11 protein-coding genes and 1 pseudogene are annotated in these 12,276 nt (G+C 66.1%); 8 read left to right on the forward strand and 4 right to left on the reverse strand.

Translation table 11 applies throughout. The annotated features are described in order from the left end of the window. The first annotated feature begins 215 nt into the window (after positions 1–215). Complete coding sequence (locus tag ABG80_RS14115) at positions 216–806, forward strand: TetR/AcrR family transcriptional regulator (protein WP_058088283.1); 591 nt, start codon at positions 216–218, stop codon at positions 804–806. A gap of 10 nt (positions 807–816) precedes the next feature. Here the strand turns inward: ABG80_RS14115 and ABG80_RS14120 are convergent, their stop codons facing one another. Then, entirely contained in the window at positions 817–2,079 is a 1,263-nt protein-coding gene (locus ABG80_RS14120; protein WP_058088284.1) for a putative Na+/H+ antiporter, read from the reverse strand. Between the two features lie 65 nt (positions 2,080–2,144). Next, on the reverse strand, positions 2,145–2,936 hold the full coding sequence (locus ABG80_RS14125; protein ID WP_083506119.1) for a 4-hydroxy-tetrahydrodipicolinate reductase: 792 nt from the start codon (positions 2,934–2,936) through the stop codon (positions 2,145–2,147). 74 nt (positions 2,937–3,010) lie between these two features. On the opposite strand from ABG80_RS14125, the gene nhaR reads away from it, so the two are divergent. Continuing rightward, positions 3,011–3,982 carry a transcriptional activator NhaR gene (nhaR, locus tag ABG80_RS14130; RefSeq protein ID WP_235513867.1) on the forward strand — a complete coding sequence of 324 codons (972 nt, stop codon included), beginning with the start codon at positions 3,011–3,013 and terminating at the stop codon, positions 3,980–3,982. A 137-nt stretch (positions 3,983–4,119) separates the two neighbouring features. Next, a complete protein-coding gene (locus ABG80_RS14135; protein ID WP_160322551.1) occupies positions 4,120–5,403 on the forward strand; it encodes a pectin acetylesterase-family hydrolase in 1,284 nt (427 codons plus the stop codon). Positions 5,404–5,432: 29 nt separating this feature from the next. On the opposite strand, the gene ABG80_RS14140 is transcribed toward ABG80_RS14135, so the two are convergent. Next, entirely contained in the window at positions 5,433–6,155 is a 723-nt protein-coding gene (locus ABG80_RS14140) for a TetR/AcrR family transcriptional regulator (RefSeq protein WP_058088286.1), read from the reverse strand. 329 nt (positions 6,156–6,484) lie between these two features. On the opposite strand from ABG80_RS14140, the gene ABG80_RS14145 reads away from it, so the two are divergent. Both ABG80_RS14145 and ABG80_RS14150 read left to right on the forward strand, forming a co-directional pair. After that, complete coding sequence (locus ABG80_RS14145) at positions 6,485–7,327, forward strand: SDR family NAD(P)-dependent oxidoreductase (RefSeq protein WP_058088287.1); 843 nt, start codon at positions 6,485–6,487, stop codon at positions 7,325–7,327. Positions 7,328–7,376: 49 nt separating this feature from the next. Next, positions 7,377–8,360: an alpha/beta hydrolase gene (locus ABG80_RS14150; RefSeq protein WP_058088288.1), complete on the forward strand. Its 984-nt coding sequence runs from the start codon at positions 7,377–7,379 to the stop codon at positions 8,358–8,360. A gap of 532 nt (positions 8,361–8,892) precedes the next feature. Here the strand turns inward: ABG80_RS14150 and ABG80_RS14155 are convergent. After that, a complete protein-coding gene (locus tag ABG80_RS14155) occupies positions 8,893–10,620 on the reverse strand; it encodes an AMP-binding protein (RefSeq protein WP_058088289.1) in 1,728 nt (575 codons plus the stop codon). 249 nt (positions 10,621–10,869) lie between these two features. Between ABG80_RS14155 and ABG80_RS23840 the strand changes: the two genes are divergently transcribed. The 3 genes and pseudogenes from ABG80_RS23840 to ABG80_RS23845 all read left to right on the forward strand — a co-directional run bounded on the left by ABG80_RS23840 (position 10,870) and on the right by ABG80_RS23845 (position 12,234). Next, entirely contained in the window at positions 10,870–11,445 is a 576-nt protein-coding gene (locus tag ABG80_RS23840; protein WP_200964321.1) for an amidohydrolase family protein, read from the forward strand. 68 nt (positions 11,446–11,513) lie between these two features. Then, positions 11,514–11,750 (forward strand): annotated as a pseudogene (locus ABG80_RS24085) (amidohydrolase family protein); the annotation flags it as partial. A 76-nt stretch (positions 11,751–11,826) separates the two neighbouring features. After that, positions 11,827–12,234 (forward strand): amidohydrolase family protein, encoded by a 408-nt coding sequence (locus ABG80_RS23845; protein WP_268760983.1) that lies wholly within the window; start codon positions 11,827–11,829, stop codon positions 12,232–12,234. Positions 12,235–12,276: the final 42 nt, after the last annotated feature.

The raw sequence follows: 12,276 nt of genomic DNA on the forward strand, positions 1-12,276 counted from the left end.
ATCAGGCCGCCACCATGGCCGCCTTGAAGGTCAAAAAGCTCAGCAACGAACTCCAGTTATCCCTCCTGTAGTGGCACGCTGACTAGGTCAACCTAGTCAAATCAACCACTTACAGCATTTGGTGTCGAACTCGGGGTGCCCGCCTCACGCGTTATTGCGCAATGCAAAAATCGCGGGATGTTAGAGTTTCAGAACAAATGGTGGCTTGTCGTTAAGTGAAAAGACTGACCAGGTTTGAAAGCAAAGAACGCACGCGCTCGCTCTTACTGGAAGCGGCGCGCGCCTGCGTCGCCGAAAAAGGCTATGACGGCACCAGCGTCGCAGATATCGCCGATCGCGCCGGGTTTACCAAAGGGGCCTTCTTTTCGAACTTCGAGACCAAAGAAGATGCGTTCCTGGAGGTGTTGCGCATCGAGAAGACGCGTGACGCCGAGATGCTGCGAGAGATACTGAAAACCCCGGACCTCGCCGCGTTGTCTCAGATACTGAATGCCTACATCGATGGTTTGGGTGCAAATCGGGATTGCGCGATCCTCGACGTGGAAATGCAGTTGCATGCCTCCCGCACGCCGCATTTTCTGGAGCGCTATGAAACCCTTTCCGCAGAAATGCGGGGCACCCTTGGGCAGTTTGTGAGCAGCTTGTTCGCTCATGCCGGAAAACAGTCACCCATGCCAGATGAAGATTTGGCTGAACTGTTTTTGTCTCTTTTTCAGGGGCTCATGGTGCGAAGGGCAGCGCAGCCAGGCGAGCAGATCCGCCGGGTGCTGGATGCGTTGGTGGCAAGCGCGCCACAGCGGCCCTGAGGCGCGGCGTTCAAAGCAGCCTGAAAGCCGCCGCCGCCACACAGGTCGGCAACAGGGCGGCGGTGGCCAGCCCCAGTGCCGACACCGATTCCCCCTCGTAGTGGCGTTTGAGGATGGCGATGCCCGCCGGGTTCGGCGCGTTGGCGATGATGGTCAGGCCGCCGCCAGTGACGGCCCCGGCCACCAGGGCGAGCTTGAACTCATCGGACAGGCCGGGCACCAGCGAGCCCAGGTAGGTCAAGGCCGCGTTGTCGGTGAACGCCGTCAGCGCGGTGGCGCCATAGAACACCGCGTCGCTGCTCATGCCCATCAGCACGGGCTCGAGCCACCAGCGCTGCTGCCCGCCCAGCACCACCAGCCCGGCCAGGAAGAAGGCGACAAGCAGGCCTTCACGCAAGATGAGCCGCCCCTGGTGCTGCGGGTAGGCTGTGGCCACGCCCATGAACAGCAGGAACAGGCCCATGAACATGGCCGGGTGGTGCGCAAAAGCGACCACGCCTGCCAGCAGCAGCAAGTGAACGGCGGTCAGCGCCCAGGGCACAGGGGCTTCGTTCACCGAGCGGGCAGGGGGGCGCAAGTCGATCAGTTCCTTGCGGAACAGCAGCGTCACGCCCACGGCGTTCACCGCCACCGCGATCGCCGCCTTCCAGCCGAAGTTCTGCAGCATGAAGGGCAGGTCCCATCCCCATGCCCCGGCCACCATCAGCACAGGCGGAGCGGCATACGGCGTGAGCGTGCCCCCGATGGAGATGTTGACGAACAGCACGCCCAGCGTGGCGTATTTCAGCCGTTGGGACACGCGTTGTGACAGCACCCGCTCACCCAGGATCAAGGCGGCCAGCGTCATCGCAGCCGGCTCGGTGATGAAGGAGCCCAACAGCGGCACCAGCAGCATCACCGTGAGGTAAAAGCCCATTTCACCGGGCAGTGGCAACAGCCTGGCCACGAAGCCGATCAGGCCCTTGGCGGCCTGCAGCACCGCGCGCGTCGCCGCGATCACCATGATGGCGAAGACGAACAACGGTTCGGTGAAGTTGCGCGAGTCCACGTAGCCCACGGCCGCCTCGTGGCCGCCGAACGCGAACATGAAGCCCACCAGCACGATGGCCCAGAAGCCGAACACCACCTCGACCTCGGCCAGCAGGTGCCACACGCCTGCGTGACGCGGTCGGCTGTGGGCCAGGCGCTCGAAAAAGCCGGTGGCAAAGGTGTGGGCGATGGCCAGCGCGAACAGCGCTGCACCGATGAGTTCGATCTGGCTCGGGTGGGGCAAGTGGCGGTCTTTCTGTGGAGGGGGCGGGGGCGTGTTCGATGGCGAGGGGCGCGGTCAGGCCGGCGTCAAGCCGCCTGCAACTGTTCTCGCATCACCGTGGCGATCAGCTCTTCCATCGTGTAGAAGCCGGGGCCGCGCTGGTGCAGCTCGCGCAGCGCGAAGGCTGCGCCCGTGCCGAAGGCCTCGCGGCGGATGGAGTCGTGCGTCAGGCGCACCGTTTGGTGCGGAAAGCCGAACACCACCTCGTGGTGCCCGACGATGCCGCCCAACCGCAGCGAGGTGATGCGCGCCTCGTCGAGGTCGAGCGTGCTGGCCATGCGCCGCGCGGTGCCCGAGACCTCGGGTTTGTCACGGAAATGCTGCTCGATGATCTCGATGTCGGCCTGGGGCGCGATGGTGCGCAGCAAGCGCGCCGCCACGATCAGGAAGTTGATGCCCACGGTGATGTTGGGCGAGCACATGATGCGGCAGGCGTCGGCCAGCGAGCGGATCGCCGCCAGTTGCTCGGGCGTGTAACTGGAAACGGCGCTGACCAGCATCAGGCGATGCCGGCGCACGGCGCCAAGGTAGAGCTGCGCCGACTCAGCCGATGAAAAATCGACCAGTGCGTCGATGGGGCGTTGTGCGATCAGGGCATCCAGCGGCTCGCCACCCGTGGCGATGACGGGCACCTCGGTGCCTGGCAGCACGGTGGGGCTGCCCTGCGGCAACCGACGCCGTGCCACCCAGCGCAGGTCGATCTGCTCATCTGCCAGCAGGGCCTGGGCCACGGCCTGTCCGGCGCGGCCGTGACCGAGCAGTCCCACGCGGATGCGGTTGGGGCGGCGGCGGGGAGCAGGGTGAACTTGGGTCAGCATCCCCGCAGCTTAGGCGCTGGAGTCGATCAGGTAAAGTCGAATATACCGCTACAAATATTCGGCTGAGGTTGCGAATGGCAAGCCTGAACTTCAAGCACCTGCGCTACTTCCTGCAGGTGGCCGACACCGGCAGCATCGCGCGCGCCAGCGAACAGCTGCACATCAGTCCGCAAACCATCAGCGAGCAACTGCAGCAGCTCGGAGACCAGTTGGGCGGTGGTTTGTTCAACCGCCATGGCCGGCGCCTGGCGCTCACCGACAAAGGGCGCATGGTGCAGGGCTATGCCCGCGAGATCTTCACGCTGGGCACCGAGCTGCAGGCCAGTGCCCGCAACAAAGCCCAGGCGCAGCAGCGCATCGAGTTCCGCGTGGGGGTGGCCGACGCCGTGCCCAAATCGGTGGCCTTCAAGTTGTTGGCGCCGGTGCTGCGCATGGGTGAGCACGTGCACCTGGTCTGCCGCGAGTGGCGGCTCGACCGCCTGCTGGCGCAGCTCGCCTTGCATGAGCTCGACCTGGTCATCGCCGATGCGCCGCTGCCGCGCTCGGCCGGGGTGCGCGCCCAAAGCCACCCGGTGGGTGACGAGCCAGTGGGCTTTTTTGCCGCGCCGGCCTTGCTGGCCACCCAGGTTCGGCCCTTTCCAGATTGCCTGGACGGCGCGCCCATGCTGATGCCAGGTGAAGACGCGGTGATGGGGCACCAGCTGCGTGCCTGGTTCGACACACAGGGGGTCCACCCACGCGTGGTGGCCGAGCTCGATGACGCGGCGCTGACGCACGAGTTCGGCCGCAACGCTGAAGGCTATTTCGTGGCCCCCAGTGCCATGGCGGGCGAGCTCGCCAGTCGCCTCGGGGTGCAATGGGTCGGGCTGGCCGGGGGGGTGCGCGAGCAGTACCACGCCATCGCCGTGGCGCGACGCGTGCAGCACCCTTGCGTGGCGGTGCTGACCCGGGCGGCTCGCCCTGCTGGCGCGCAGGGGGCAGGCAAGGCCGTGCGCCCGGGCGCCGCGAAGCGAGCGCGGCCCGGGGGGCCGCCGCTCAACCCGTGACGCGACGCGATCGACCCCCGGGATCTTCCCGCCATGCATGTGGAGGGGCGCAGGGGTGCTCACCGGGTTAACGCGATTCATCCAATGGTGGGCGCGCAGGCACGATGGCGCGCAAACCAGAACATGGAGCCGCGTTCATGCGTCAAAGCTTTTTCCGCACCGCCTTGCTGGCCACCTTCGCCATGGGCTTGCCCGCACTGGCCCAGGCTGCTGTCGAGTACTACAAGTGGACCCCGGTGACCTTGCCGGTGTCGTCGGGCGCGTCCTGCGGCAACGGCACGCCTGCGCGGGTTTTCGTCAACCGCACGCCGATGACGACCAAGACGCTGGTGTATTTCGAAGGCGGTGGTGCCTGCTGGAACCAGAACGGCTGCCTGGGCAAAGGCAAGCTCACCGAGGTGGCCTCCAACCCGAATGGCGTGCCGGAGAACTACCTCAGCCAGGTCAATGCCGCCGTGTTCGGCATGGCCACGCCGCTGATCACGCGCACCGCGCTGCTCGGCAAGGTCTACACCCAGAGCTGGAACATCGTCTACGTGCCTTACTGCACGGGCGACGTGCACACCGGTGCCGCCGTGCAGACGTACAGCGACGCCGACCCGGCCAAGCCCACCGTCTACCACCACCGGGGTTACAAGAACGCCAAGGCCTTGGGCGACTGGATGGCCGCCAACATGCCTCAGCCTGAGCACCTGCTGGTGTCTGGCTCCTCGGCCGGCGGCGTGGGCGCGACGGCCAACTACGGCGTGCTGCGCCTGGCGCTCAAGCCCAAGAAGTCGGCCCTGGGTGCCGATTCCGGGCCCCTGTTCCCTGCGCCTCAGAACGGCACCTCGGCCCAGTACCCCTCGCTGCCTTTGCAGAACAAGGTGCGCAGCCTGTGGGGCGTCGACCGCCCGGACGGCGTGGCCTCCGAGCTGATCGCGATGTACCCCGAGGCAGGCGACGTATCCGACCTGTCGACGCTCAACACCGGCCTGCCCAAGGTCTTCCCCAAGGACCGCTTCGGCTACATGGCGTTCCAGGAGGACGGCATCTTCTCGGCCTTCTCCTACACGAGCTTCTACCCGGAGATCGCGGCGCTGAGCGGCAAGGCCAAGGACCAGGCCATCAACGTGCTGTGGCGCAAGGACATGGCCAACTGGCGAGCCCAGCTCGACAAGAACCCGGCAACCTCCGGCTACTACTTCCCGACCTGGCGCCCCTTCCTGAAGGCCCACACGCTGGCGCTGCTGGACTTCACCGGCACCGGCATCGAAGAGGCCAACATCATGAGCGTGGCCACCTTCTACGAGAACCTGATCGACGAGTCCAAGCCCGTCCTGCGCGTGCAGGAGCAAGACCAGGTGGGCGACCACAAGCGCGTGTTGTCGGTCAACCCACTGCAATGGCTGGTGGCGCTGCTCGAAGGCCTTTTCCTCTGATGCCTGCCCGGTGAACCCGGGCGCGGCGCTCAGGCGCTCTTGCGTGCCTTGAGCTGTGCCTGGTCCAGCTCTTCGAGCTGCACGCGGGCGTAGGCGATGCTGGCTTTGAACAGGCTCAGCAGGTTGCGCAGCACGTCTTCCAGCGGGGTGCTGCAGCGATCGGCCACCCACTGCGTGGCGATGCGGGTATTGGCGCCCACCAGGCCGTTGGACAGGATCAGGGCGTCCAGGCCCAGCTCGGACAGGCGCGGGAACATCTGCTGCATGAACCCGGCGATCAGGTGGGCGAAGTCCTTGGAGGCCTGCTCGGCCAGCATGTTCATGCCTTCGCCCGCGTTGACGGCGTCGATCAGGGCCACGCGCGCGCGGTGCGGATCGTCGCGGATGTACTCCAGGAAGGTGCGCAGCGCGGCCTCGGCGAGCTTTTCGGGCTCGGGCTGGCAGGCCGCCAGCGACAGGATCGTGGCCTGCATCAGGTTGCGGTTGACGTCGGTGTAGACGGAGCGAAAGAGGTCCTCCATGCTGCCGAAGGACTCGTAGAAATAACGCGAGGTGAGCTGGGCCTGGCGGCAGACGTCGCGCACCGTGGCCTGGTGGTAGCCGCGTTCCCCGAAAACGGCCAGGCCCGCTTCGATCAGGCGGGCGCGTCGTTGGCGCTGGCGCTCCTGCGAATCAACCCCGCCATAGCGGCGGCCCGTGGCCCCCGGGGTGGAGGGGGATTCGGGGTTAACCCTTTGTCTGGAAACGGACATTGTCAAATACCATTCTGAAATTGACGATTGTCAAAATGCGTCGATGCGAACCGTGACCCGAACCGGCCTGCGCCAGGTTCAGGCGCCACGGGTCGGGTCGGGGCAGCACCTCGGATTTTCTCATCGATGCGTGCTTGCGCGACAAAAAGGGCATCCGAGGCGACATTTTCGCTGGGAAGTGGCTTTCATGGTGCCCCAGTCCAGGGGGCGCGCCAAGGCGGAAAAGCGCCAGAGTGCGTCTGCCGAGGGCGATCAGGCGTCAGCCACGACCGATCCGACAACCAGGCGGTCCCGATGGGGCCGTTTTTTTGGGGCCACCCGAGGGCACGATGAAAGACTTCAAGAACAAGGTCGCAGCCATCACTGGCGCCGCATCCGGCATGGGCCGCACCCTGGCCCTCGAACTGGCTCGCCGCGGTTGCCACCTCGCTTTGAGCGACGTGAATGAAAAGGGCCTGGCCGAGACAGCCGCCCTGGCTGGCAAGTTCGGTGTCAAGGTCACGACCACCAAGGTCAACGTGGCCAACCGCGACGAGGTGTACGCCTGGGCCGATCAGGCCGCGCGCGACCACGGCAAGGTCAACCTGATTTTCAACAACGCCGGCGTGGCGTTGGGGGCCTTCCTCGAAACCGTCAAGGCGGAAGACTTCGAGTGGATCATGGGCATCAACTTCTGGGGCGTGGTGTGGGGCACGCAGGCCTTCCTGCCGCACCTCAAGCGCTCGGGGGATGGTCACATCATCAACACCTCGAGCCTGTTCGGCTTGCTGTCCATCCCCACCAACGGGACCTACAACGCCAGCAAGTTCGCGGTGCGCGGCTACACCGAGGCGCTGCGCCAGGAGCTCGACATGGCCGCTTGCGGCGTGAGCGCCACCTGCGTGCACCCGGGCGGCATCCGAACCAACATCGCTCGCACGGCCAAGATGGACGAGAGCATGGACCGAGCCACAGGTGGCAAGACCGAGCAGGCCCGCGCCAACTTCGACAAGCTGCTCAACACCACCACCGCCGAGAGCGCCGCGCTGCAGATCCTGCGCGCCGTGGAGGGCAACCAGCGCCGCGTGCTGGTCGGGCTGGACGCCAAGTTCCTCGACAAACTGGTGCGCGTGCTGGGCTCGTGGTATCAACCGCTGACCACGCTGTTCGCCAAGCGTGACCTGAAGGGCTGAGCGGGCGACTTGCCCGCGAGCGCTCGCCACCGCACCGCCAGGACTGCCCATGTCTGCCGTCATGAACAACGCACCCACTTCTTCGCCTTCGACCGCGCCGATTCAGCGCACCTATGAGCCGGTCCCCGGCCTGCAGGAAAGCATCGTCTCGTCGCTGATGCGCGCCAGCCTGCGCTTCCTGTTCAAGCCGGTCATCAAGCCGCCGATGCCGGTGGGCCTGCAGCGCGCCGTGCTGCACACGCTGTCGGTGTCGATGCCGCCTGGCGGTGGCGTGAAGGTCGAGCACGTGAAGGTGGGCAACATGACGGCCGAGCGCATCACGCCCAAGGCCACGCCTCAGCCGAAGCACGCCATGCTGTACCTGCACGGTGGTGCCTTCTGTGCCGGCAGCCCGCGCAGCCACCGCAGCATCACCTCGCGCCTGAGCCGCCTGGCCAACTGCGAGGTGCTGGCCATCCACTACCGGCGCGTGCCAGAGCACCCCTTCCCTGCGCAGATCGAAGATTCGGTCGAGGGCTTCAAGGACCTGCTCAAGCGCGGCTACAAGCCCGAGAACATCGCCGTGGGCGGTGACTCGGCCGGTGGCACGCTGACCTTGCTGGTCTTCAAGGCGCTGGAACTCGAAGGCCTGCCCACGCCCAAGTGCCTGGTGATGATGTCACCCGCTTTTGATGCCAAGCTCAACAGCGACAGCGTCAAGCGCTACAAGAAGCTCGACCCGATGATCAACATCGAGTGGGGCATGCAGGGCTTTGCCTGGTACCGCCCGCGTCACGACCACACGCTGGCCTTTCCCAAGCGCCAGGACCTGAGCACGCTGCCGCCAACGCTGGTGCAGGTCGGCGAGATCGAGGTGCTGCACGACGACTCGGTGTGGCTGCTGCACGCGGCCAAGCGCTTTGATCGGCACGTGGAGCTGGAGGTCTACAAGGGACGCTGGCATGTGTTCCAGATCCACGCTGGTTTGATGCCCAGTGCGACGAAGGCGCTTGAGCGGCAGGCTGCGTTCATGAAGCAGCATTGGGGTTGTTGAGTTTTGTGCGGCGGTTTGTGCGTGGTCCGGTGGGTGAGGGGCGTGTGAGCCGGCCCTGCGCGGGGCACCACCGAGCTTGACCTCGTTCACCCCTTGAACACCGACCAAGCGGTTGCCGAGCCATGACACCGCACATGTCGGGCCGGCTCAAACGCCCCTCACCCACCGAACCCGAACCACCGCGCACGGCGTGGGTGGTGGAAGAAGGGCGACGCAAAGCGTCGCCCTTCTTCCTTTCCGCATGCCACGTTGTGTCGCGGGCTGGGGGCCAGGGGGGGGCCTGCGCAGGGCCCATTCGCGGTGTCATGGCTCGGCAACCGCTTGGTCGGTGTTGAAGGGGTGAAGGTGGCGCCGCGCGGTGGTGCCCCGCGAGCGTGGTCCCGGAGCAGGCCCCCCTGGCCCCCAGCCCGTTGCTCAACCGTGGCAAATCACCCCACCCACCAACCCCAGCACCGCACCAACAAAAAAGCCACCCCGAAGGATGGCTTCTCAACCGGCTCGACGTCAGGCTGACATGAGGCCGATCAACCCATCAAGCCGCCTTCTTGCGCGCCTGAGCCGCCAGCCGCGCCAGCTCCTCGTCGCGCAGGTCCTTGCGCAGGATCTTGCCCACGTTGCTCATCGGCAGGTCCTCGCGGAACTCGATGTGCTTTGGCCGCTTGTAACCCGTGAGCTGCTCCTTGCAGTACTCGGCGATGTCGGCCTCGGACAAGCTGTAGTCCTTGCTCACCACGAACAGCTTGACCGCCTCGCCCGACTTCTCGTCCGGCACGCCGATGGCGCAGCACTCGGTCACACCCGGGTGCAGGCTCACCACTTGCTCGATCTCGTTGGGGTACACGTTGAAGCCCGAGACCAGGATCATGTCCTTCTTGCGGTCGACGATCTTGAACAGGCCGTCGGCCGACATCACGCCCACGTCGCCGGTGCGGAAGAAGCCGTCGGCCGTCATGACCTTGGCGGTCTCTTCGGGGCGCTGCCAGTAACCGGCCATCACCTGCGGGCCGCGCACCGCGATCTCGCCAGGCTCGCCTTGGGCCACGGGCTGGCCGTTGTCGTCGAGCAGGGCGATTTCGGTGGAGGGCAGCGGGTAGCCGATGGCGCCGTTGTAGCTGCGGTTGTCCAGGCGGTTGACCGTCACCACGGGCGAGGTCTCGGACAGGCCATAGCCTTCGACGATGGGCACACCGGTGATGCGCTGCCAGGCCTCGGCCGTCGACTGCTGCACGGCCATGCCGCCGCCGTTGCAAACCTTCAGGCGCGAGAAGTCGAGCTGCTCGAAATCGGGCTCTTCCACCAGCGCGTTGTAGAGCGTGTTGACCGCCGGGAACTGCGTGATCTGGAACTTCTTGAGCGTCTCGATCAGCTTGCCGATGTTGCGGGCGTTGTCGATCATGACGTTGAGCGTGCCCATGCGCGCGCTCAGGAAGAAGCACACCGTCAAGGCGAACACGTGGTAGAGCGGCAAGGCCACCACGTTGACCAGCTGGCCCTCGACTTTCGAGAGCTCAGGCTTGAACCAGGCCTCGCATTGCAGGATGTTGGCCACCAGGTTGCGGTGCGTGAGCGTGGCGCCCTTCGACACTCCGGTGGTGCCGCCGGTGTACTGCAAGAAGGAGACGTCGCTGCCGTTCAGTGCAGGGCGCTGGAAGGGCAGGGACTTGCCCTGCTTGAGCGCGGCCTTGAACGGCGTGACGCGGCAGCGGCCGTTGTCGGGCAGCTTGAAGTCGATGACGTGCTTGTCGACGTTGCGCGACTTGTAGGTGACCCAGGGGCCCTTGATGGCGCCGAACACATCGCCCAGCGAAGCCAGCAGGATGTGCTTGACCGGCGTGCGCTCAATCACTTCCTGAACGGTGGGGCCGAAGTACTCCAGCACGATGATGACCTCGGCGCCCGAATCGACCAGCTGGTGCTCGAGCTCGCGCGGGGTGTACATCGGGTTGACGTTGACCACCACGTGGCCGGCGCGCAGCACGCCGGCGATGGCCACGGCGTAGTGCGGCACGTTGGGCATCATCACCGCGACGCGGCTGCCTTTGGGCAGCTTCTGTGCTTGCAGCCAGGCGGCCAGCTGCAGCGACTGGCGGTCCACGTCGGCGAACGTCCAGCGCGAACCCAGGTAGGCCATCGAGTCGGCCTTGGCGTGGGTGCGGAAGGCTTCTTCGAGCAATTCGACCAGCGAGGGGTAGGCGTCGGGGTTGACCTCGGCCGGGACGCCTTGACCGTACTGCTGCAACCAGGGTTTGACGTTCGTCATGACACGTTTCCGAAAGAAAAGACGAGAATCTATCTGAAAACCTACCGTGTCATTTTGATGGCGGGACGGTATTTCGGCCATCCCTGGGTCGGGTGCGTTCGCGCGCGACGCTTTGTCGCTGATGCGCCCCATCGAGATTTCCCTGGTGTCAGATGAGCTGGCGCCTTGCGCGCCAGGGCCCGCCTGGGCAGACTCGGCCCTGGCGGGGCAGTTCCGCCCCGTCCTTCCTCTTCAAGAGGGACACACACGATGAACAGTCGAGCGATGTTGACGCGCGTGAGGCATGGCTTGGGTGCCTTGGCGCTGGCCGTGGTTTGCCCGGCGATGGCCGACGGCCCGGCGCCCGCGGCCCCCCCAGTCACCGCGCCGGCCACCGGCCTGCTGATCGACAACGTGCGGGTCTTCAACGGCACCGACGAGCGCCTGTCGCCACCCAGCCATGTGCTGGTGGTCGGCAACCGGGTGCGCACCATCTCCACCTCGCCGATCGCGCCACCGGCCGATGTCGCGCTCACCCGCATCGACGGCGGCGGGCGCACCTTGATGCCGGGCCTCATCGACGCCCACACCCACCTGATGTTCGCCACCGTTTCGCAGCAGGTGGCGCTGCTGGGGGACTTCGGCTTCGTGCAGATCGCGGCGGCGCGGGCCGCGCAGGACATGCTCATGCGCGGCTTCACCAGCGTGCGCGACCTGGGCGGGCCGGTGTTCGGCCTGAAGGCGGCCATCGACGCGGGCATCACCCCGGGGCCGCGCATCTGGCCATCGGGCGCCTTCATCTCGCAGACCGGCGGGCACGGTGATTTCGCCTGCCCAACGAGCTGATCGCCCGCCCCGGCGATCACTCCTACACCGAGCGCGTGGGCGCGGCGGCGATTGCCGACAACCCGGACATGGTGCGCCAGCGCACCCGCGAGCAACTGGCCCTGGGCGCTTCGCAGATCAAGCTGATGGCCGGCGGGGGCGTGTCGTCCCACTACGACCCGCTCGACGTCACCCAGTACACCGTGGCCGAGCTGCGCGCCGCGGTCGAGGCGGCCGAGAACTGGGGCACCTACGTGACGGTGCACGCCTACACGCCGCGTGCCGTGCGCCAGGCCATCGAGGCCGGCGTGAAGTGCATCGATCATGGCCAGTTGCTCGACGAGTCCACCGTCAAACTGATGGCCGACCAAGGCATCTGGTGGAGCCTGCAGCCCTTTGTCGATGACGGCCACTCGCCCCAACCGCATCAAGCAACTGGAGATGTACGGGGGCACCGACAAGGCCTACGCGCTGGCGAAAAAGCACAAGGTGAAGCTGGCCTGGGGCACCGACCTGCTGTTCAGCGCGACGAACGCCCGCCAGCAGGCCGCCAAGCTGGTGATGATGCAACGCTGGTTCACGCCGGCGCAGGTGCTGCGCATGGCCACGGCCGACAACGCGGCACTGCTGGCGCTTTCCGGCGCACGCTCGCCGTACCCGGGGCAGCTCGGTGTGGTCAAAGAGGGGGCCCTGGCCGACCTGCTGCTTGTCGATGGCGATCCGCTGAACAACCTGGGCCTGCTGGCCGATCCGGACAAGAACCTGCTGCTCATCGTCAAGGATGGGCGCATCCACAAGCGCAGCCTGTGAGCGCGGTCCTCAAAGCAAAACGCCCCCGCGTGAGGCGGGGGC

The organism is Aquabacterium parvum (assembly GCF_001447195.1).
Lineage (GTDB): Bacteria > Pseudomonadota > Gammaproteobacteria > Burkholderiales > Burkholderiaceae_C > Aquabacterium > Aquabacterium parvum.